17 protein-coding genes and 1 pseudogene are annotated in these 21,087 nt (G+C 69.2%); 9 read left to right on the top strand and 9 right to left on the bottom strand.

The genetic code is table 11. The features are described 5' to 3' along the window. On the bottom strand, positions 1-487 hold a 487-nt coding region (locus AZG88_RS44555; RefSeq protein WP_156517765.1), incomplete at its 3' end, for a DEAD/DEAH box helicase. Between the two features lie 108 nt (positions 488-595). Between AZG88_RS44555 and AZG88_RS44550 the strand changes: the two genes are divergently transcribed. The 4 genes from AZG88_RS44550 to AZG88_RS44535 all read left to right on the top strand — a co-directional run bounded on the left by AZG88_RS44550 (position 596) and on the right by AZG88_RS44535 (position 4,813). Next, positions 596-1,393: a carbon-nitrogen hydrolase family protein gene (locus tag AZG88_RS44550; protein ID WP_061041797.1), complete on the top strand. Its 798-nt coding sequence runs from the start codon at positions 596-598 to the stop codon at positions 1,391-1,393. A gap of 59 nt (positions 1,394-1,452) precedes the next feature. Continuing rightward, complete coding sequence (locus AZG88_RS44545; protein ID WP_061041796.1) at positions 1,453-2,082, top strand: phosphoribosyltransferase; 630 nt, start codon at positions 1,453-1,455, stop codon at positions 2,080-2,082. Between the two features lie 99 nt (positions 2,083-2,181). After that, positions 2,182-2,886, top strand: a complete 705-nt coding sequence (locus AZG88_RS44540) for a hypothetical protein (RefSeq protein WP_061041851.1) — start codon at positions 2,182-2,184, stop codon at positions 2,884-2,886. Between the two features lie 139 nt (positions 2,887-3,025). Continuing rightward, positions 3,026-4,813, top strand: coding sequence for an AMP-dependent synthetase/ligase (locus AZG88_RS44535; RefSeq protein WP_005239393.1), 1,788 nt, complete (start codon positions 3,026-3,028; stop codon positions 4,811-4,813). A 31-nt stretch (positions 4,814-4,844) separates the two neighbouring features. On the opposite strand, the gene AZG88_RS44530 is transcribed toward AZG88_RS44535, so the two are convergent. Continuing rightward, positions 4,845-5,468: an alpha/beta hydrolase gene (locus tag AZG88_RS44530; RefSeq protein ID WP_061041850.1), complete on the bottom strand. Its 624-nt coding sequence runs from the start codon at positions 5,466-5,468 to the stop codon at positions 4,845-4,847. 78 nt (positions 5,469-5,546) lie between these two features. Between AZG88_RS44530 and AZG88_RS44525 the strand changes: the two genes are divergently transcribed. After that, positions 5,547-9,014, top strand: coding sequence for a TM0106 family RecB-like putative nuclease (locus AZG88_RS44525; protein ID WP_061041795.1), 3,468 nt, complete (start codon positions 5,547-5,549; stop codon positions 9,012-9,014). On the opposite strand, the gene AZG88_RS44520 is transcribed toward AZG88_RS44525, so the two are convergent. Together AZG88_RS44520 and AZG88_RS44515 are read right to left on the bottom strand one after the other, a co-directional pair. Next, the gene (locus tag AZG88_RS44520) at positions 8,999-10,198 is read right to left on the bottom strand and encodes an amino acid deaminase/aldolase (RefSeq protein WP_082833650.1); all 1,200 of its coding nucleotides are present in this window, start codon (positions 10,196-10,198) and stop codon (positions 8,999-9,001) included. The genes AZG88_RS44525 and AZG88_RS44520 overlap by 16 nt on opposite strands. A 59-nt stretch (positions 10,199-10,257) precedes the next feature. Next, entirely contained in the window at positions 10,258-10,902 is a 645-nt protein-coding gene (locus tag AZG88_RS44515) for a TetR/AcrR family transcriptional regulator (RefSeq protein ID WP_005564766.1), read from the bottom strand. 101 nt (positions 10,903-11,003) lie between these two features. Between AZG88_RS44515 and AZG88_RS44510 the strand changes: the two genes are divergently transcribed. Both AZG88_RS44510 and AZG88_RS44505 read left to right on the top strand, forming a co-directional pair. Continuing rightward, positions 11,004-12,320 carry a D-arabinono-1,4-lactone oxidase gene (locus AZG88_RS44510; protein WP_061041039.1) on the top strand — a complete coding sequence of 439 codons (1,317 nt, stop codon included), beginning with the start codon at positions 11,004-11,006 and terminating at the stop codon, positions 12,318-12,320. 10 nt (positions 12,321-12,330) lie between these two features. After that, positions 12,331-13,695 carry an amidase family protein gene (locus AZG88_RS44505; protein WP_061041038.1) on the top strand — a complete coding sequence of 455 codons (1,365 nt, stop codon included), beginning with the start codon at positions 12,331-12,333 and terminating at the stop codon, positions 13,693-13,695. 12 nt (positions 13,696-13,707) lie between these two features. Here the strand turns inward: AZG88_RS44505 and AZG88_RS44500 are convergent, their stop codons facing one another. The 3 genes and pseudogenes from AZG88_RS44500 to AZG88_RS44490 all read right to left on the bottom strand — a co-directional run bounded on the left by AZG88_RS44500 (position 13,708) and on the right by AZG88_RS44490 (position 16,791). Then, positions 13,708-14,673, bottom strand: a complete 966-nt coding sequence (locus tag AZG88_RS44500; protein WP_025432207.1) for an adenosine deaminase — start codon at positions 14,671-14,673, stop codon at positions 13,708-13,710. 26 nt (positions 14,674-14,699) lie between these two features. Then, a complete protein-coding gene (locus AZG88_RS44495) occupies positions 14,700-15,896 on the bottom strand; it encodes a class I adenylate-forming enzyme family protein (protein ID WP_025432206.1) in 1,197 nt (398 codons plus the stop codon). Positions 15,897-15,988: 92 nt separating this feature from the next. After that, positions 15,989-16,791 (bottom strand): annotated as a pseudogene (locus tag AZG88_RS44490) (enoyl-CoA hydratase/isomerase family protein). Between the two features lie 40 nt (positions 16,792-16,831). Between AZG88_RS44490 and AZG88_RS44485 the strand changes: the two are divergent. Beyond that, positions 16,832-18,196, top strand: coding sequence for an FAD-binding oxidoreductase (locus AZG88_RS44485; protein ID WP_082764397.1), 1,365 nt, complete (start codon positions 16,832-16,834; stop codon positions 18,194-18,196). Here AZG88_RS44485 and AZG88_RS44480 read toward each other — a convergent pair. Next, the gene (locus tag AZG88_RS44480; protein WP_005239372.1) at positions 18,150-19,661 is read right to left on the bottom strand and encodes an MFS transporter; all 1,512 of its coding nucleotides are present in this window, start codon (positions 19,659-19,661) and stop codon (positions 18,150-18,152) included. The genes AZG88_RS44485 and AZG88_RS44480 overlap by 47 nt on opposite strands. Before the next feature lie 2 nt (positions 19,662-19,663). Then, a complete protein-coding gene (locus AZG88_RS44475) occupies positions 19,664-20,287 on the bottom strand; it encodes a PadR family transcriptional regulator (RefSeq protein ID WP_025432205.1) in 624 nt (207 codons plus the stop codon). Positions 20,288-20,358: 71 nt separating this feature from the next. On the opposite strand from AZG88_RS44475, the gene AZG88_RS44470 reads away from it, so the two are divergent. After that, positions 20,359-21,081 carry a GNAT family N-acetyltransferase gene (locus tag AZG88_RS44470; protein WP_025432204.1) on the top strand — a complete coding sequence of 241 codons (723 nt, stop codon included), beginning with the start codon at positions 20,359-20,361 and terminating at the stop codon, positions 21,079-21,081. The last annotated feature ends 6 nt before the right edge of the window (positions 21,082-21,087 follow it).

The raw sequence follows: 21,087 nt of genomic DNA, 5'->3' as shown, positions 1-21,087 counted from the left end.
CCTCGTCCAGGACGAGGTAGGAGAGCTTGGACAGGTCGAGCGTGCCCTTCTCCAGGTGGTCGATCACTCGACCGGGCGTGCCCACCACGACGTGTGCGCCGCGCCGCAGCCCCGACAACTGGACGCCGTAACTCTGACCACCGTAGATGGGCAGGACGTGCAGGCCCGGAATATGGGCGGAGTACTTGCCGAACGCCTCCGCGACCTGCAGCGCCAGTTCCCTCGTCGGAGCGAGGACCAACGCCTGCGGCGACTTCTGCGTCAGGTCGATCTTCGAGAGGATCGGTACCGCGAACGCAGCGGTCTTGCCGGTGCCGGTCTGCGCCAGGCCGACGACGTCGTTGCCGGCGAGGAGGGGCGGAATGGTGGCTGCCTGGATCGGCGAGGGCGACTCGTAGCCCACATCGGACAGTGCCTTCAAGACCCGATCATCGATGTCGAGGTCGGCAAAAGTGGGGGGTTCGGGGTCACGCTCGATATCACTCATTGACCAGCAGTTTAGTGCACGAGTCCACAGTGCATCGCCACGCCGCGGAAATACGCGGCGACCGGGACGGGAGACACCTGCCGCACCTCGTCGCCTAGCGTGGACGGCATGGTCGATGTCGCTGTCATTCAGTTCGCTCCCGGTCAGGACAAGCAGGAGAACCTGCGCACCCTGCGCACGCTCGCCGCCGAGGCCGCCGGCCGCGGCGCAAAGGTGGTGGTGGCGCCGGAGTACGCGATGTTCACGGCGCCGAGAACCGACGAGCGGATCGTCGAGTCGGCCGAGGGCCTGGACGGCGAGTTCGTCAGCGGGCTGGCCGCGACCGCGAAGGAACTCGACGTCCACCTGATTGCCGGGGTCAACGAGCAGTTGCCCGGGGACGATCACATCTCCAACACCCTCGTCGCGCTCGGACCCGGCGGCGACATCGTCGCCACCTACCGCAAACTCCACCTGTACGACGCGTTCGGCTACAAGGAATCCGACGTCATCCGCGCCGGGGAGATCGGCGCCCCGGAGACCTTCGCGGTCGACGGCCTCACGTTCGGCATGCAGACCTGCTACGACCTCCGGTTCCCCGAGGTCACCCGCCGCATCGTCGACGCGGGCGCCGACGTGCTGCTGCTGCCCGCACAGTGGGTGCCCGGACCGTTGAAGGAGGACCACTGGTCCACTCTCGTGCGGGCACGCGCCATCGAGAACACCGTGTACGTGGCCGCCGCCGACCAGAGCGCGCGCACCGGGGCCGGGAACAGCATGATCGTCGATCCGATGGGCGTGACCCTCGCCTCGCTCGGTGAGCGAGTGGGCACCGCGGTCGCGGCGGTCAGCGCGGAGCGGATCACCGAGGTGCGGGAGAAGAACCCCGCCCTCGCCCTGCGCCGATTCACCGTCGGCGAGATCTGAACGGCCCGATCGGGAGTAGCGTCGGAGACGAACCGTTCTCCCCGATCACGGAGCGTTCGATGTTGTACACCAGTCGCGCCGACGCCGGCCGCAGACTGGCCGCCGCACTGGAGCACCTGCGCGGCACCGATCTGGTGGTGCTCGGTCTGCCGCGCGGCGGCGTCCCCGTCGCGTTCGAGATCGCTGCCGCGCTGTCGGCACCCCTCGACGTGGTCCTCGTCCGCAAACTGGGTGTCCCGTGGCAGCCGGAACTCGCCATGGGCGCCATCGGCGAGGGCGAATCCCGGGTGATCAACGACGACGTCATCCGCATCGCCCGGATCAGCAAGCCCGCACTCGCCATGGTCGAGGCGAAGGAGCGCCGCGAACTCGAACGGCGGGCGCGGGTGCTGCGCGGCGGGAAGCCGCGCGTGTCACTCAAGGGCCGCACGGCCGTCCTCGTCGACGACGGCATGGCCACGGGCGCGACCGCGGCGGTGGCGTGCCAATCGGTGAAGAAACTGGGCGCGGCACGCGTGATCGTCGCGGTCCCGGTGGCGGCGCCCGAGGCCGTCGGACGTCTGCGCGTGACCGCCGACGAGGTGGTCTGCCCGTACATTCCGGCCGATCTCGGCGGAGTCGGCAACGCGTACGACGATTTTCATCAACTCTCGGACAGCGAGGTCACAGACCTGCTGGCCCACCACTGACGGTGGTTCTCGAGGAATCTTCAGCTCCAGTGCAACGTTCCCGGAGGCCCTGTCGATACACCGGACAGAGCACAGAACAGACTGCCTTTGGAGGATCTCGTGACCGTCTCTGCCGATACCGTCGAAACCGTCGTCACCGCGTGCCGCGACCGATTGGGAGACCCGTCCGGCTGGGTCACCTCCGATGCCTACCGGCACAGCCTCGCCCTCTGCATCATCGAATCGGTGCAGTCGAGCGCCGGGCACAGCGAGGTCGCCGTCGTCGACCGATACCTGGCGTACCGGCGGGCGCACCCCGATCAGCCCCTCACCGACGGCGCGCGCGACCTTCTCCGCACGTTCGAGGAGGCGGGCAGCTCGGATCAGTGGGCGGGCAAGGTCGGTTCGTACAAGAGGCGGTACTCCGCGACCGGTGTGCCGATCGAAGCGCGCCACATCCAGCTGGCGGCGGAGCGACTACACCAGCTCCGGATCAACAGCATCGACGACCTTCTCGAGGCCGCCCGCGACGAAGCCGCCCTGGAGCAGATCCACGACGCGTGGATCGAGGTGTGCGGGGAGAGCAGCGATGTCACGTGGGCGCACTTCCTGATGCTCGCCGGGATCCCCGGGGTCCGGCCGAATCGGGTGGCGGACGTGTTCATCAGCGGCGCGCTCGGCATTTCGGAGGCCACCGACGACGGCCTCGCCGAGGAGATCCTCGCGGCGACCGCCACCGAACTCGGTGTCGATCCCGACCAGTTGAACTACGCGATCCGCCGCTGGCTGTCGGCCAACTCGCGCCGCGTGGAAGAGGCTGCCTGAGTTATCAGTTTACGCCAAGTTACACTTATCTCCGCTGGTCAGAACAGAAATACACATAACGGACATCGACCCTGGTGCGAAACTGGGACAAATGTGATCGAATGCACATCCGTCATGTCGTTTCAGTGGAGGGGTCATAGTGCGTGAATTCTCGGTACCGCAGTCGTTCTCAATTCCGGAGGACGCCTCCATGGCGGACACGGTCTTCCGTCATGCCGAGGAAGACCCGAAGTTCGTTCCGTTCAAGCGCCCCGGCAACGGTGGGTGGGTAGACGTCACCGCCGCGGAGTTCGCGGAGCAGGTCTCCGCCGTCGCGAAGGGCCTCATCGCTTCCGGCGTCGAGCTCGGTGATCGCGTCGCGATCCTGTCGGCGACCCGGTACGAGTGGGTCGTCATCGACTACGCGATCTGGACGGCAGGAGGGTGCACCGTCGCCATCTACGAAACGTCTGCGCCCGATCAGGCGAAGTGGATCCTCGAAGACTCCGGCACGTCGCTGCTGGTCGTCGAGAACGCCAAGCAGGCCGACGCGCTGAAGGTCGTCACCGACGCCGCGCCGGACCTGCGTGAGGTCCTGCAGATCGAGGGCGGCGCCATCGACGAACTGTCGAAGCGCGGCGAAGGCGTCACCGACGAGCAGCTGCACGAGCGTCGTCACCAGGTGCGCGCGTCCTCCCCCGCGACTCTCATCTACACGTCGGGCACCACGGGCCGCCCCAAGGGCGTGCAGTTGACCCACTCCAACTTCTACGCGGAGTCCGCGGCCGTGAAGCTGGCACTCAGCGACGCGATGTACGCGGGCAGGCGCACCCTGATGTTCCTGCCCCTCGCGCACGTCTTCGCCCGCGCCATCTCCTTCGGTGCGTTCGACGCCAAGGTCACGGTCGCGCACACCGCCGACCTCACCACGCTGCTCGACCAGTTCGCCGCGTTCAAGCCGCACTTCATCCTGTCGGTGCCGCGCGTGTTCGAGAAGGTCTACAACTCCGCCAAGCAGAAGGCGTACGACGGCGGCAAGGGCAGCATCTTCGAGAAGGCGTCCGCCACGGCCATCGCATACAGCGAGGCGCAGGACAACGGCGGCGCCGGGCTGGGCCTCAAGCTCAAGCACGCCCTGTTCGACAAGCTCGTCTACTCGAAGCTGCGCACCGCCCTCGGCGGCGAGTGCGACCGCGCCGTCTCCGGTGGCGCCGCACTCGGTGCACGCCTCGGTCACTTCTTCCGCGGCATCGGCGTCCCGGTGTACGAGGGCTACGGCCTCACCGAGACGAGCGCCGCCATCTCCGTGAACACCACCCGCGCGCAGAAGGTCGGCACCGTCGGCAAGCCGATCGACGGCCACGCCGCGAAGATCGGCGAGGACGGCGAACTGCTCCTGAAGGGTCCCGTCGTGTTCGGCGGGTACTGGCACAACGAGCAGGCCACCGCGGATTCGATCCGGGACGGCTGGTTCCACACCGGCGATCTCGGCTCGATCGACGAAGAGGGCTACATCTCGATCACCGGACGCAAGAAGGAAATCATCGTCACCGCGGGCGGCAAGAACGTCGCACCTGCGGTACTCGAGGACGCACTCCGCGCGCACCCGCTGATCAGCCAGTGCCTCGTCGTCGGTGACGGCAAGCCGTTCATCGGCGCGCTCATCACCCTCGACTCCGAAACCCTTCCGGGCTGGAAGGAACGCCACGGACTGGCCGCCGACGCCCCGGTGTCCGAACTGGTGAAGAACCCCGACCTGGTCGCCGAGATCGACGAGGCCGTGGCCGAGGGCAACAAGAAGGTGTCCAACCCGGAGCGGATCAAGAAGTACCGCATCCTCGAGGTCGACTTCACGCAGGAGACCGGTGAGCTCACTCCCACGCTGAAGCTCAAGCGGAACGTCATCCACAAGGAGCACGGCGCGGCCATCGAGGCCATCTACGCGTAAGCGGCTCCGCCGCCCGTGAGTGGTCGAGGACTCACGGGCGCGCAGCGCCGAGGATGAAGTCGCGGACCACCGTGGTCACGGATGTGTGGACCTTCTCGTGGAGCAGGTCGTGTCCGGCGTCCTCGAACTCCCGGAATTCGAGGCCTCCGATCCCCGCCGCCCAGTCCCGGACGGGGTCGATCGGTGCGATGCGGTCGTCCACGCCGTGGACCGCGAGCAGCGGTATCCCGAGTGACCCGAGCGCATCCGCCGTCTGCTGCACGGCGGCGGTCTTCGGCGTCCCGCACAGAATCGCGCACCGGAAACCGGAGTCACCGGACGTGAGCAGTTCCATCGAGACCGCGGCACCGAGCGAATGCCCCATGAGCACGAGCGGAACATCCGGCGCATGTCTGCCGGCGAGGCCGGTGAGAAGCGCGGCGTCCTCCGCCAGGTCCGCCACGGATCCCGGATGGTCGCCCTCGGACAGTCCGTGACCGGCCTGGTCGATCCCCCACACCCCGATTCCGGCGGGCGTCAGTCCGCGCGCGAACCGGTGGTAATGACCCGTGTGCTGCCCCATGCCATGGAGAAACACCAGCTGCGCGACGGGTCCTCCCACCGCGCTCCAGTGCCGGTAGTGGACTCGTCCGGAGTGGCCGTCGAAGAAGGGCATGGCTGCCATTCTGGCTCTGTCGCACCCCGATGGCACAATCGGCCGGGTGAACTCACCGGCAGAACTGGGGACGTAGCTGTGTTCCTCCTCGACGACACCATCGTCTACAGCGCCAGCGACCTCTCGGCGGCCGCCACCTGCGAGTTCGCGTTGCTGCGCCGGCTGGACGCCACGCTCGGGCTCGCCGGGGCCGGTTCCGCCGCCACGTCCGTAAACGACGACCCGATGCTGCGACGGACGTCGAGCCTGGGCGATGCTCACGAACATCGCCGGCTCGAGCAGTTCCGCGCCGAGTACGGCGACGGGGTGGTCACGATGGACCGTCCCGAATACACCTCGGTGGGTCTGTTCGAGGCGAACCTGGCCACCGTGGAGGCGATCCGCGGCGGCGCCGACGTCGTGTACCAGGGGACGTTCTTCGACGGCCGCTTCCTGGGTTTCTGCGATTTCCTCGTCCGCGACGGCGACACGTATGCCGTGTACGACACCAAACTGTCACGGCACGCGAAGGTGTCGGCCCTGCTGCAGCTCGCCGCGTACGCGGAAGCACTGGCCGACAACGGGATCCCGACGTCACCGGACGTCCACCTGCTGCTCGGCGACGACAGCGACTCGGCGCACTCGCTCGGCGACGTCGTTCCCGTGTACTCCGCGCGACGCGCCTCGCTCGAGCGAATTCTCGACGAGCACCGCGACGAGCAGTCCCTCGCGGAGTGGGGCGACCCCCGGTACACGGTGTGCGGCCGGTGCGACACGTGCACCCCGGAGGTGGAGCAGCACCGCGACCTGCTGCTGGTGGCCGGAATGCGCTCGACGCAGCGGAGCCGGCTGATCGCGGCCGGGATCGGCACTCTCGACGCCCTCGCCTCGCACGCGGGCAGCGTCGAGGGCCTGCCCGAGCGCACCCTGGAATCGCTTCGCGCGCAGGCCGCCCTGCAGTTGCGGCAGGAGTCCTCGGGGACCCCCGAGTTCCAGGTGTACGCCCCGCAGGCGCTCGGCGGACTGCCCGAACCGGACGACGGCGACATCTTCTTCGACTTCGAGGGCGACCCGCTCTGGGCCGAGAACGGATCCACGGACTGGGGTCTCGAATACCTTTTCGGCGTGGTCGAGGGTCCCGCCGACGCCTCCCTGTTCCGGCCGTTCTGGGCACACGACCGCGCCGAGGAGCGGCAGGCACTCGTCGACTTCCTCGACTACGTGACCGCGCGTCGTCAGCGGTACCCGAACATGCACATCTACCACTACGCCGCGTACGAGAAGTCGGCGCTGCTGCGGCTGGCGGGACGGCACGGCGTCGGCGAGGAGACCGTCGACACCCTGCTGCGCGACAACGTCCTCGTCGATCTGTATCCGGTGGTGCGCGGGTGCCTGCGCATCGGCGAACGGTCCTACAGCATCAAGAAACTCGAACCGCTGTACATGCCGGAGCAGCCGCGCGACGGCGACGTCACCAACGCCGCCGCATCGGTGGTCGCGTACGCCGACTACTGCGATCACCGCGACAACGGCCGCGAGGACGAGGCACGCGCGCTGTTGCAGGGCATCGCCGACTACAACGAGTACGACTGCGATTCCACGCTGCGGCTGCGCGACTGGCTGATCGGGCAGGCGGAGACGCACGGCGTCGCCCTCCGGCCGCCCGGCGACGGGCCCACCCCGGTGACCGAGGAATGTACCCCCACCGAGGCGGCGTTACGCGAGTTCGCCGGGCACGGACCGAGCGAGCACCGGGGACACGACCAGCAGGCGGCCGCGCTCATGGCGGCGGCGGTCGGCTATCACCGCCGTGAGCGGAAACCGTTCTGGTGGGCGCACTTCGACCGGCTGGTCGTGCCGCACGACGAACTGTCGGACATCCGGGACGTTCTGGTGGTGTCGTCCGCGGTCGTCGAGGAGAGCTGGCACAAGAGCAGCCCGCGGCAGCGCAAGCTGCGCCGGCGACTTCAGCTCACCGGCCGTTTCGGGACCGGGAGCACGGTGGGGCCCAAGACCACGATGTACGCGCTGTACGACACCCCCGCACCCGAGGCGGTCGCGGGCGACAATCCGCAGCAGCGGGGAACGTGCACGGTCAACGTGATCGACGTCGGGAAGGACGGCCGCCGCCGCGACGTGGTGATCGTCGAGGAACTCCTGAACGGCGAGGAGTACGTGCAACTTCCGACGGCGATCACCCCCGGGCCCCCGATCACGACCGATCGGATCGAATCGTCCATCGCGGTGGCCGCGGACGGCATGTGCTCGCCGCTGCCGGAGCTCCCGCTGTGCGCGTCGGTGGACATTCTGCGGCGGTCCGACCCGCGCACCCGGAGCGGGAATCCGCTCCCACCCGTCGACGGCACGGATTACGCGGGCGCGATCACCGCGGCACTACTCGAGCTCGACGACTCGTACGTCGCGGTGCAGGGGCCTCCCGGCACCGGCAAGACGTACACCGGGGCCCGGGTGATCAAGGCGCTCGTCGAGCAGCACCACTGGCGGATCGGCGTGGTCGCACAGTCGCATTCGGTGATCGAGAACATGCTCGGCGGCGTCGTGAAGGCCGGGCTCCCCGCCGAACTCGTCGCGAAGAAGGACGGGCGGCATCGCGCCGCGACGTGGACCGACATCAGCTCCAACGACTACCCCGGCTTCATCGACCAGGCCGAGGGAACGGGCTGCGTGATCGGCGGGACCGCATGGGACTTCGCGAACACCGACCGGGTTCCGCCCGGCAGCCTCGATCTGCTGGTCATCGACGAGGCCGGGCAGTTCGCTCTCGCCAACACCATCGCGGTGGGCGGCGCGGCCCGCAATCTCCTGCTTCTCGGCGATCCTCAGCAACTTCCGCAGGTCAGCCAGGGCACTCACCCGGAACCGGTGGACGCGTCGGCCCTCGGGTGGCTCGCCGAGGGGCACGGGGCGCTGCCCGAGAGCCGGGGCTATTTCCTCGAACGCACATGGCGGATGCACCCGGAACTGTGCGCGCCCGTGTCGACACTGTCCTACGACGGCAAGCTGCGTTCGCAGGAATCGGCCAGTGCCGCACGACGACTCGACGGCATGGAACCGGGTGTGCACACCGTCTTCGTCGACCACCAGGGCAACGCCACCCAATCCCCCGAGGAGTCGCGGGAGGTGGTCAACCGGATCACGAAGCTGCTCGGTTCCGGCTGGACCGACCCCAGCGAGTTCGACGGCACCCGCCCACTCGACGAGTCCGACATCCTGGTGGTGGCGCCGTACAACGCGCAGGTCGGGTTGATCGAACGCGATCTGGCCGCGGTCGGCCTCGACAAGGTCGAGGTGGGCACGGTCGACAAGTTCCAGGGGCGGGAGGCGGCCGTCGCCATCGTGTCGATGACCGCGTCGGCGATCGAGGACGTGCCGCGCGGCATGTCGTTCCTGCTGTCGCGGAACCGGATGAACGTGGCGGTGTCCCGCGGCAAGTGGGCTGCGATCATCATCCGGTCGGAATCGTTGACGCAGTACATGCCGAGCACCCCGGAAGGTCTGACCGAGCTGGGTGCCTTCATGCGGCTCACCGGTCAGCCGAAGCACTGACCTTCGCCACGGTAGGTGGGCACCACGGTGCGGGAGCCGTCCGACTCGACGAGGTGCACCTCGGTGAACCGCTCGCACAGCTCGCCGGCCTTCGCGTGCCGGAACCACACCCGGTCGCCGATGCCGAGATCCGCTGCCGCCTTTCCGGTCACCGGGGTCTGGACCTCACCGGCACCCTCGTTGCGCAGTAGCTTCAGCCGCGGCGGCCACACCGGCGTGGGCACGCGACTGCCCCCGGCGGGACCGGAGGCGATGTAGCCGCCGCCGAACAGCGTCGCGATGCCGGGCGCCGGGCGCCGGACCGCCGACAGGGCGAAGTACAGCGACGGGTGCGGACGGAACGCGCGGTACTTGTCGAAGAGCGTCGGGACGTACAGACCGGAGCCGGCGGTCACCTCCGTCACGACCGGGTCCGCGGAGCTCACCTCCAGCGAGCCGGTGCCCCCGCTGTTGACGATCTCGAGCACCCCGACCTCCGACTGCACGGCGTTCACCACGGCAGTGCGACGGGTCGCGAGTTCTTTCGCGGACGCCCGCTTCATCCAGCCGATCGGCGGACTGGAGTCGGGCAGACCCGCGATCTGCGCTTCGTAGAACATGACACCGACGACGGCGAACCCCCGCCCGGCGGCGCGCCTCGCGAACGCGGCGACGGCGGACGGTTCGCGGAGCGGGGAGCGGCGGACCCCGATGTGGACCGGCCCGAGCCGCAGCGAGGCGTCGACGTCGATGCACAGCCGGGCCCGGAGGGACGTGGTGCCGGCCGCGGCGAGAACGAAGTCGAGGTGGTCGTCGCTGTCGACCATCAACGTGATCCGGTTCAGCAGTTCGGGATCGGCCGCGAGTTCGGCGAGGGCCCCGCGGTCGGCCGTCGGGTAGCCCATCAGGATGTCGTCCGCGCCGTGCCGGGCGAGCCAGATCGCCTCGCGAAGCGAATACGCCATGATCCCGCGGAACCCGCCGGCCCCGGTGAGATTCTCCCCCAGGGCGACCTGGAGGACCGCGCGGCAGCGGACGGATTTGCTGGCGACGCGGACGGGGGTGCCGCCCGCGCGCAGCACCAGGTCGGCGGCGTTGGCGCGCAGCGCGGTCAGGTCGAGTGCGGCCAGCGGCGGGTCGACCTCGGTCGTCGAGGCGATGAGACGGTCGAGCGTGGGCGTCACAGTTCGTCCAATCTTCTCCATCGGTCTGCGACGCCAGTCAACCATCGAGTTGGACGATTGTCCAGATAAAAAGGGGCCGCTCAGGCCTGCTCGACCGCCTTCGACGCGATCACGTGCACCATGTCGTCCAGCGCCGCGATCATCGCCTCACTGTCGCGGTCCACCAGCCACCGCAGCACGAGCCCGTCCAGGATGGCCAGCCCGAACCGCGCGATCGCCTCGACCGGGGTGGCCCAGCCGACTTCGGCGATGCGGGCGCACTCGGCGAGGAACTCGATCGCCTCCTCGTCCATGGTCCGATACTGCTGCCCCGCGATGTCGCCGGCCCGCTCGCTCCCGGACGCCCGGTGCCGCAACGCCTGCGCGGTGATCTCGTACGTCAGCAACTGACGGTCCGGGGTGGCCTCGATGATCGGCCACATTCCGCTGATCCCGATGTGGAGAAGTTCGCGCAGACCGTCGATCCCGCGCAGGTCCGGCGCGTGCCGAACCTGACCGAACGCCAGCCGCATCGACGCGCTGAGCTGCAGAACAAGGCTTTCACCCATCGCCGCGAGGAGCTCCTCCTTGCTCTCGAAGCAGTAGTGCACCACACCGAGCGAGACGCCCGCCTCCTCCGCCACGGCACGCACCGTGACCGACGCGACGCCGCGCTGCTCCGCGATGGCGAGCGCCGACTCGACGAGTTGGGCACGACGTTCATCCGCAGGAAGCCTGTTCAGCATCCTCTGATCGTAGAACCTGCGGGAGCCTCACCCGTGACCAACACGGACGCCCGACCAACCCGCCATTTGCCTGGACGAGCGTCCAGGTTCATGATGGGCGAATGGCACAGGACACATGGCGCAACTGGGCGGGCACCGAGACGGCGAACCCGCTGCGCTTCGCGACTCCGCGCTCGGTGGAGGAACTCAGCGCGCTCGTCTGCGGTGCCGCGGAGCACGGAACGCGGGTCAAGGCCGTGGGGTCGGGTCACTCCTTCACCGGGGTCGCCGTCACCGACGGGATCCTCGTCAGCCTCGACGCCCTCACCGGAATCGAATCCGTCACCCTCGACGAACCGGCGGGCGCCCTCGTCACCGTCCTCGCCGGCACGCGGTTGCACGACCTGAGCGAGCAACTCTGGCACCGTGGCCTGGCGATGATCAACGTGGGTGACATCGACGTGCAGTCCATCGCGGGTGCGCTGTCCACCGGAACCCACGGCACCGGAGCGCGTTTCGGAGGGCTCGCCACTCAGGTCCGCGCCCTGCAGGTGGTGCTGGCGGACGGCTCGGTGGCCGACTGCTCCCCCACCGAGAACCCCGAACTGTTCGAGGCGGCACGGCTGGGGCTCGGCGCCGTGGGCATCATCTCGAAGGTCACGATCCAGTGCGTGCCGCACTACGTGATGCACGCCGTCGAGAAGCCCGAGTCACTGGACGCCACCCTCGACCGGCTCGACCACGACCGCACCACGATCGACCACTTCGAGTTCTACTGGTTTCCGCACACCCGCCGCGTGCTGACGAAACGCAACACCCGGCTACCCGGTGACACCCCGGTCTCTCCCCTCCACCCAGTCCGCGCCTACGTCGACGACGAACTGCTCGCCAACGTCCTGTTCGAGGGCATCAACAGGGTCGCCGGCCTTGCGCCGGCGGCGATCCCGAAGATCAATCGGCTGTCGTCGCGCATGCTCAGCGCGCGCGAATTCACCGACCGCAGCTACCGCGTCTTCGCGTCGGAGCGCCGGGTCAAGTTCCGGGAGATGGAATACGCGGTTCCCACCGAGGCGCTTCCCGACACTCTGGCGGCGATCGACTCGTGGGTGGAGAAGTCCGGTTTCACGGTCGCGTTCCCCGTCGAGGTCCGCTTCGCCGCGGGCGACGACGTGTGGCTGTCGACGGCGAACGGTCGGGACACGGCGTACATCGCGGTGCACCAGTACCATCGCCGCGATCACGAGCCGTACTTCTCCGCGGTCGAGGCCATCGCCCGGGAAGCGGACGGGCGACCGCACTGGGGCAAGATGCACGGCCGCACCGCCGACGACTTGCGGCCTGCCTATCCGAACTTCGACGAGTTCGTCGCCGTGCGCGACAAGTACGACCCCGAGCGAATGTTCGGCAACGCGTACCTCCAGCAGGTCCTCGGTCGCTAACGTGGGCTAGGTGCCCCCCAGTCGATCTTTCGACCGTCGCGGCTTCCTTCGCGTCGCGGGTGCCTCCGGAGCGGCGGCGCTCGGTGCCGTGATGCTCGGCGCGTGCGGGGAACGCCTGCACGACCCGGAGGTTCCGCCGCTTCCCGACGGCCTGTCCGTTCCGGGCGGCGGAGCGGTGTCCGAGTTCGTGCCCGTCGACAAGGCGACGTGGCGCGTGCAGGGGGATCCGCTGGTCGCGCCGACCGGTGACGGGCCCCTCGCCGGCAAGCGGCTCGCCGTCACCGACCTGTACGCCGTTGCGGGACAGCAGATCGGTGCGGGCAGCGGACGGCGTCTCGCCGAGGCACCCGTCGAAACCGGTACCGCCGCAGTGGTGGCGCGCCTCCTCGGTCAGGGCGCCCGCGTCGTCGGCCTGGCCCAGACCGACGACCTCGGTTACGGGCATTCCGGCATCAACCAGCAGTTCGGCACCCCGCCCAACCCCCGCGCCGAGGACTGCCTCCCCGGCGGTGCGACGTCGGGCGCCGCGAGTGCGGTCGCGCAGGGCGCCGCCGACATCGGATTGGGTGTCGACACCACCGGTTCCGTCCGCATCCCCGCCTCGTATCAGGGCCTGTACGGCTTCGCACCGTCCCGGGGCGCCGTCTCCACCGACGGACTGTTCCCGCTGGCCCCCACGTTCGACACCCCGGCGTGGGTCTGCGGCGACCTCGACACCCTCGTCGCGGTCTCCGGCGCGCTTCTCCCGCTCACGGCGGAGACCCCGTTCCGCAGCGCGCTCACCTCCGACGGCATCAACGCCGTCGCCGAGGCGGGGGCGCTCGGTGCGGTGCGGCGGGCCCTCACCGCGTGGGAGAAGAGTTCCCTCCCCCGGCTGACGTGGACCGACACGGACATCGGCCGGCTTCCCGACTGGTACGACGCCGTCGTCGCCGTGCAGGGCTACGAGGCGTGGCGGCTGCACGGCGACTGGGTGGGCGGCGCGATGACGTCGCTCGGCGACGAACCGGGCCGCAATTTCGCCGCCGCGAGCCGCATCTGGGAATCCACGTACGGCCGGAAGCTGATCATGCTCGGCGAGGCGTCGCAGACGATCACCGCGTACGTGGGCGACAGCCTGCTCCTGCTGCCCGCGACCTCCTCCACGGCCCCCGAGCGGACGAGCTACCCCAGCGGTGACCGGTTCCGGAACACGATTCGCGCCACCGGCATGCTCACGTGCCTCGCGACCATCTCCGGACTGCCCAACGCGACCGTGCCGTTGCGCACCGACGACGGGGTTCCCGTCGGCCTCTGCCTGGTCGGCCCGTACGGCCGCGACCGCGACGTCCTGGCGGTCGTCGCGAGTCTCGGCGACACGGGGCTGATCGACTGAGGGCCGGAACCGTCAGCCGCGGAGCAGTTGCGCCTTGCGCGCGTCGCTTGCGAACGACGCCGTGATCGAGTTGCGCGCGAGGGTTTCCCGCTCGGCATCCGTGAGGCCGAGCTGATCCCGCAGCTGGGCGAAGTTGTCGTCGACGTACCCACCGAAGTACGCGGGATCGTCGGAGTTCACGGTGACGAGCAGACCCGCCTCCAGCATGGTTCGTAGCGGGTGCTCGGACAACGAGTCGACGACGCACAGTCGCACGTTCGACAGCGGGCACACGGTCAGCGGCACTTCCTCGTCCACCAGACGCGCTACGAGCGCCGGGTCCTCGAGCGCCCGCACCCCGTGGTCGATGCGCTCGGCCCCGAGGAGGTCGAGCGCCTGCCAGATGTACTCCGGCGGACCTTCCTCGCCTGCGTGGGCGACCACGTGCAGCCCCTCCGACCGGGCGCGGGCGAACACGTCCTCGAACAGCGACGGCGGGTTGCCCACCTCGGCCGAGTCGAGGCCGAGCCCGACGATCGGCGTCTGCAACCGGATGATCTCGGAGAACACTTCCTCCGCCTCGTGCACGGGACGGTCCCGCAGGATCGCGGCGATCGCGGCGCTGCTCAGGCCGAACTCCCGCTCGCTGGTTCCCACCGCGTCCATGATCCCGTCGAGCACCTCCTGCAGCGGGACACCACGATTGACGTGGGCCTGCGGGTTGAAGAAGAACTCCACGTGCGCGACGCCGCCCGCCGACGCCCGTGCGAAATAGGCGCGGGTGAGGTCCGCGAAGTCCTGCGCCGTCCGCAGCACCTGCATGTTGGCGAAGTACAGGTCGAGGAACGACTGCAGATCGGTGAACTCGTACCGCGAGCGGAGATCGTCGAGGTCCGCGTACGGCAGCTGCACGGAATTCCGTTCGGCCAGCGCGAAGATCAGCTCGGGTTCGAGGGAACCCTCGATGTGCATGTGCAGCTCGGCGACGGGAGAGCTCACGGGTGGATACCTGCCTTTCGCACCACCTAGGCAGCGGTGTCGCGGTCGACGATACGGACGAAGCCGTCGCCGTCGATATTCGCGGTGTCGCCGGTGTGAAACCAGCCACCCGTGAAGGTCTTCGCGGTGACCTCGGGCCGGTTCCAGTAGCCGCGGCTGACTCCTGGACCGCGACACAGCAATTCGCCGACACCGCGGCCGGCGTCGGGACCGAGGAGGGCCACCTCCATCCCGCCGAACGCGACGCCCACGCTGCCCGCGTGTGTCAGAGCGCACTCGTCGGGCAGTGCCAGGCCCGCCCCGCACGTCTCGGTCATCCCCCACCCGAGAAAGTGCCTGGCCGCAGGAAACGTCCGCCGGAGCAGTTGCGACTGCTCCAGGGACAGTCCGGAGCCGCTGTAGTCGATCCAGCGCACCGCGCGCCGGCCGAAGCTCGTCACCCGCGAGGTCTCCACGGCCCGCAGGAGGACGGCGGGCGCCGCGGTGAGCACGTCGGCACCGGTGCCGCGCCACGACGCCGCGTCGGTGCTCCCGGTCAGCAGGACCGTTCCGCCCACCACCAGCGTCGAGAGCAGTTCGACGAGCGATCCGACGGTGTGCAGTTCAGGTTCGACGAGGAGATTCCGCAGTCCCTCGGAGCTGAACCCGCGCGCGTGGAGCACGGATTCGATGGTCGAGAGGACGTTCTCGTTGCTCAGCTCCACACCCTTCGGGGACTCCGACGGTCCGGGCGTGTACGACAGCAGCACCAGCTCGTCGGGGCTCGCGCCGTCGTCGATGAACGAGATGCCCTCCGGCAGTTCGCCGTCGAGGATCAGTACCGACTCGCTGTCGGCGAGCACCTCACCGGTCTGCGCGTCGTCGAGTGCCGGGCTCACCCCGACCGGCACGCCGCCGGCGAGCAACACCCCGAGGAAGGCTTCGACCCAGCGGACCCCCATGGGCTGCCGGACGGCGACGCGGTCGCCGATCTCGACACCCTTCGACTTCAGCCCGCCGGCCACCCGCGCCGCGGACGTCCACAGTTGCGAGAACGTGAGCGACCGGCCACCGTCCTCCTCGACGGCGACCCGGCCCGCGTAGCGGTGCACGGAGATGTCGAGCAGCTCGGTGAGCGACGGGTTGAGCCCGCCGTACCGGAGCAGGCCGTCGCGACCACGGACCACCCGGTCGTCGTGAAAGAAGGGACCACTACTCGGGTACTCGACGAGGGACGACGGCATCTGCACCTCCGCTGACGACACTGCTGCGCGACCGGGACGTTGCCACGACTATATGACGCCCGTCACAGTTGCGGGGAGCGGATCGCCGACGCCTACCGCCCGCGGTACGTCGCCTTACCCGGTCCGACGTCGAGGAAGCTGCGACCGCACCCCGGAGGTCGTCGGTCTCGAACAGCGCACCCGACACGTCGGGCGTGATCGAGTCGGCGTGCGCGACTCCACCCGACCGCCACGCGGAGATGATCTGCTTCGTGGCGTCGTGTGCTCGTGTCGGCCCGTCCGCCAGCCGTGCGACGAGGGCGCGGGCCTCCGCGTCGACGTCCTCGTGGACGGCGTTGACCACGCCCCAGTCGCGCAGCGTCGCGGCGTCGTACAGGTCGCCGGTCATCACCAGTTCCCGGGCGCGGCCCGACCCCGCCCGCTCGGCCAGCCGCTGCGGACCGCCCATCGACGGGGTCAGCCCCACCACCGTCTCGACCAGTCCGAACTTCGCCTTCGGTGCGGCGAGGATGATGTCGCAGGCGAGCGCGATCTCGAAGGCCGCGGTCAGCGTCAGTCCGTGCGCCGAGTACACGACGGGGCACGGCAGCGCCTCGAGCGGATGGCAGATCTCGGCGAACAACTCCTGCCACAGGTCCGCGCCCTGGTCCGCCGTGAGCCCGTCGAACACGTGGACGTCCACTCCTGCGGAGACCACCTTGCCCTCGGCGCGCAGCAGCACCGCGCGCGGCGGATCCTCGGCGAGCGCCGCGACGTCGGCCTGCACGGCGTCGAACATCGCCTGATCGAAGAGGTTCAGTGCGCCGTGGGCGAACGTCAGGATCGCGATCTCGGCGCCGGCGTCCGTACGGACACGCTCGAGTCGGGTGGGATGCGCGGCTGCAGGCTCAGTCATGCCGCCAGACTGCCACACGCGTTCCGCCTACGATCGGGGTGTGGACTCGCTGCGTGCGGCGCTGGCCGACGTCGTCGGCGAACGGTTCGTGACCGTGGACGCGGACGTGCTCGCCGCCCGGGCCACCGACCACACGGGGCGCTACAGCGGGCGGGCGAGCGCACTCGTCCGGCCCGCGGATGCCGCGGAAGTCTCGGCCGTGCTGGGCATCTGCCGCCGAGCCGGGGTGAAGGTCACCGTGCAGGGTGGCCGCACCGGACTCGAAGCGGGGACGGTGCCCGAGCACGACGACGTGTTGCTGTCGACGGAACGGCTGACCGCAGTCGGTGCCGTCGACCGCGAGAACCTGCGGGTCACCGTCGGCGCCGGGGTCACCCTCTCGACGCTCCGGAACGCCGCCGCCGACGCCGGACTGCTGTTCGGCGTCGACATCGCGTCCCGCGATTCCGCGACGATCGGCGGCATGGTGTCGACCAATGCCGGTGGGCTGCACACCGTGCGGTACGGACACATGTCGGCGCAGGTGCTGGGCCTGGAAGTGGTACTGCCCGACGGGGCGATCGTGCGGCGCAGCATGCGGGTGGGTGCCGAGAACTGCGGATACGACCTGCCCGCGCTGTGGGTCGGCAGCGAGGGCACTCTCGGCGTGGTCACGACCGTCGATCTCACGCTCCGCCCCGTGCCGGAGTTCCGTGTGACCGCCCTCGCCGGCTTCGCGCAACTGCCCGGATTGATCGACGCCGCTCGCGTCGTCCGGCGGCTCGAGGGGGTGGACGCCGTGGAGATGCTCGACGGCCGCGGGCTCGAATTGGCCTCCTCGCGGCTGGGTTTCGCGGTCCCCACGGGTCTGCCGTGGTACCTCCTCGTGGAACTGGCCGGCCGGCGCGACCTCACCGACGAGCTGGCCGGGGCGCTGGAGCAGTGCGATCCCGACGACGAACCCGCTGTCGGGATCGATCCCGCAGGCCGCGCCCGGGTGTGGGCGGCACGGGAGGCTTTCGCGGAGGTGGTCGGATTGTTCGGGCCCCCGCTCAAGTTCGACGCCGCCCTCCCGCTGGACACCCTGGCCGCGTTCGTCGCCGACGCGGTCGCACTGGTGACGGGCCGGGCCCCCGACGCGGTCCCGGTGCTGTTCGGGCACGTCGCCGCCGGCAACGTCCACCTCAACGTGCTGCGCTGCCCCGACGAGTCCGTGCTGTACCGGCCGGTCACGGAACTGATCCGCGATCACGGCGGCAACATCGCCTCCGAGCACGGCGTCGGCGCACACAAGCGCAACTACCTGGACCTCGCCCTCGGCCACGAGGACATCACCGCGATGTGGGCGATCAAGCAGGCGTTCGATCCCGCGGACTACCTCAACCCTGCAGTGATGTTTCCCGACTGGCTGCGTCGCCCGCACTGACTCCGGGCTTCTTCTCACGCAGCGGTCGCGCGAAACACACCGAGGCGACGAAACCGATCAGCAGGACGGCGGCGGGCAGCCAGATCGACTGCGACATCGCCGTCGCGAACGGCTCCTTCACGAACTCGGGCATCTCGCCGACGCCGGCCTCCTGACTGTCGGCGTTCAGCCCCTGCGCGGACAGGCGGGCCGTGATGAGCGCGCCGATCGCGGCGCTGCCGAGGACGGCGCCGACCTGGCGGGTCGTGTTGTAGACGCCGGCTCCGGCGCCCGCCTGATGGGGCGGAAGGTTGTGCGTGGCCGTGGCCGCGAGCGGCGACCAGATACACGCGTTGGCGAGACCGATCAGACCGATCGGCAGCAGCAGTTCCCAGATCGCGACGTCGGGCGACATGACCATGGCCAGCCAGCCGAGCGCGATCGAGAACAGCAGGAACCCGGCGCCCGCGATGTACCGCGGGTGGGTGCGGTCCACCAGCTTGCCGATGAACGGGGCGAACACACCGGTGAGAACGGCCATGGGCACGAGGAGCAGGGCCGATTTCGTCGGCGACAGACCCCGCACCGCCTGCGTGTAGAACATCAGCGGCAGGACCATCGCGGTGATCGCGAACCCCATCGCGGTGATCGCCACGTTGGCGAGCGAGAAGTTGCGGTCCTTGAACAGGCCCAGCGGCAGGAGCGGCTCGTTCTTGTTCCAGGACTGGTACCAGACGAAGACGCCGAGAAGGACGAGGCCGGCGCCGATCGACGCCAGAACGGTCGCCGACCAGTCGTACGAGCTGCCTTCCTGGATTCCGAACACGAGGAAGAACATGCCGAGCGCACTGAGTACGACACCGGGGATGTCGAACTTGTGCTCGTGGGTCTCGAGCGCGGGCACCAGCCGCCAGGCCAGCACGAACGCGATCACGCCGACGGGCACGTTGACGATGAAGATCCACTCCCAGCCGAGATTGTCCACGAGCACGCCGCCCGCGAGCGGTCCCACCAGGGTGGCGACACCGGCGACGGCACCCCACAGACCCATCGCGGTGCCGCGGCGGTCCGGCGGGAACGTGCGGGTGATGACGGCCATCGTCTGCGGCGTCATCAGTGCGGCGCCCAGTCCCTGGAAGACCCGGGCGACGATGAGCATGGTGATGGTGCCGGACAGGCCGCACCACAGCGACGCCCCGGTGAACAGGACGAGCCCGATCAGGTAGATGTTCTTGGGACCGAACCGATCACCGAGTCGACCGGTGACCAGCAGCGGCACCGCGTAGGCCAGCAGGTACGCGCTGGTGACCCAGACGACCTTGTTGATGTCGGTGTGCAGGTCGTTCATGATCGCCGGGTTGGCCACCGCGACGATGGTGCTGTCGACGAGGATCATGAAGAAGCCGATGACGAGGGCCCACAGGGCCGGCCACGGATTTCGATGCTCGGGTGGCGACGTGGGTGGTGCGGTGCGCTCGGTGTCCATCGTCAATCCTTTGCTGAACCGGATGGGATCCGGCGTGAGTGTGTCAGTCGTTCGAGAAGTTCCGGCGAAAGCCACGGAAGGGCTCCGGAGTCGATGTCGGCCACCAGGGCGCTGAGCCATTCGTGCTCCGCGCGGGCGACGGTGACGAGAAATTCGTTGCCGAGGAGGAAGAGCCTGGGGGTCTCGGTGGAACAGGCGAGCGCGGCGGCGGTCTCGAGTTCGTCGATCTCGCGGGTGAGGTGATCGAGCCGTTCCCGGAGCAGTTCCACGACGGTGGGGGCGTCGACGTTGTGCGCCTCCGCCAGGGCGAGGGGAAACTGCGGGTACTCGCGCACCGGGGTGGCGAGCATGTCGCTCACCCGTTGGACGAGGGCCTCCCGGCCCGCCTCCGTGACCTCGTACATGGTGCGTTCGGGCCGGTTTCCCGCCCGGTCTGTACCGGTGGTGCGCACCAGTCCTTCACCTTCGAGCCTGCTCACGGTGTGGTAGAGCGACCCCGGCCGGATCTTCACGACGCGCCCACGCCGGGCGGCCGCGAGTTGGTACATCTCGTACGGATGCATCGTGCGCTCACACAGCAGACCGAGGATGGTGACACCGAGCGGCGTGAGTGCCACGGTCACCACCTCCCACTATTCCGAGTCGAATACTCCACGTGGAATATACCGTCCGGGCTGACAGGGAACAAGCGGTTACCGTGGGTCCCGTGGACTCCCATCACCTCGACATCATTCGACTCGCCTGGTCACGCGAACTGGGATTGCCCGACGACGCACTGTCCACCCGGCCGGGCGCCGACGACCGCGCCGTCCGGGTGGACGACGACACGGACACGATCCGATTCCTGCGCCTGGGCGAGACGTCCGCGCTCGTCGGACCGCGGTGGGCGATCGAGCGTGCCGACGGGCACACGTCGGAGGAACTGACCGAATCGGCGACCCTGCTCGCCCTCACCCAGGATCGGTCCGGACGGTGCGCCGGTCCCCTGGTGCTCGCGTTCGGCACCGACTACCAGGATCCCGCGACCGGGCAGCCACCGCTCGTCTCCCACGAACACGACCACGTCCGGCAGGTCGAGGAGGCGTGTCCCCCGGACGACGTGACCGAGGCCCATCTGGGTGACCGCGACCGATGGTTCACGATTCTCGACGACGCGCAGCAACCGGTCAGTTCCGCCGGGTACGCCGAGTTCCAGGGTTTCCTCGCCGATGTCGGCGTGCTGACGGCGCCGGAGTTCCGGCGCCGGGGACTGGGCGCCACGGTCGCCGGGATCGCCACCGACGACGCGCTCGACAGCGGCCTGATCGCCCAATGCCGTTCACCCCGCGACAATCTGGCCTCGCGCGCGCTCGCCGCCCGCGCCGGGTACCGGGAACTGGGAACGTACGCCGCGGTCACGATCTCCCGAAGTACGCTCTGAGACACA

The sequence above is a fragment of the Rhodococcus sp. LB1 genome (assembly GCF_001583455.1).
GTDB classification, from domain to species: domain Bacteria; phylum Actinomycetota; class Actinomycetes; order Mycobacteriales; family Mycobacteriaceae; genus Rhodococcus_F; species Rhodococcus_F opacus.
This window is presented reverse-complemented; position numbering and strand designations above follow the sequence as displayed.

What these genes read in the sequence shown, in the direction of transcription:
- AZG88_RS44550 (WP_061041797.1), top strand. Translation starts at nt 596, where the DNA reads ATGGTCGATGTCGCTGTCATTCAGTTCGCTCCCGGTCAGGACAAGCAG.
- AZG88_RS44530 (WP_061041850.1), bottom strand. Translation starts at nt 5,468, where the DNA reads ATGCCCTTCTTCGACGGCCACTCCGGACGAGTCCACTACCGGCACTGG.
- AZG88_RS44495 (WP_025432206.1), bottom strand. Translation starts at nt 15,896, where the DNA reads ATGCCGTCGTCCCTCGTCGAGTACCCGAGTAGTGGTCCCTTCTTTCAC.
- AZG88_RS44510 (WP_061041039.1), top strand. Translation starts at nt 11,004, where the DNA reads ATGGCACAGGACACATGGCGCAACTGGGCGGGCACCGAGACGGCGAAC.
- AZG88_RS44515 (WP_005564766.1), bottom strand. Translation starts at nt 10,902, where the DNA reads ATGCTGAACAGGCTTCCTGCGGATGAACGTCGTGCCCAACTCGTCGAG.
- AZG88_RS44520 (WP_082833650.1), bottom strand. Translation starts at nt 10,198, where the DNA reads ATGGAGAAGATTGGACGAACTGTGACGCCCACGCTCGACCGTCTCATC.
- AZG88_RS44545 (WP_061041796.1), top strand. Translation starts at nt 1,453, where the DNA reads ATGTTGTACACCAGTCGCGCCGACGCCGGCCGCAGACTGGCCGCCGCA.
- AZG88_RS44480 (WP_005239372.1), bottom strand. Translation starts at nt 19,661, where the DNA reads ATGGACACCGAGCGCACCGCACCACCCACGTCGCCACCCGAGCATCGA.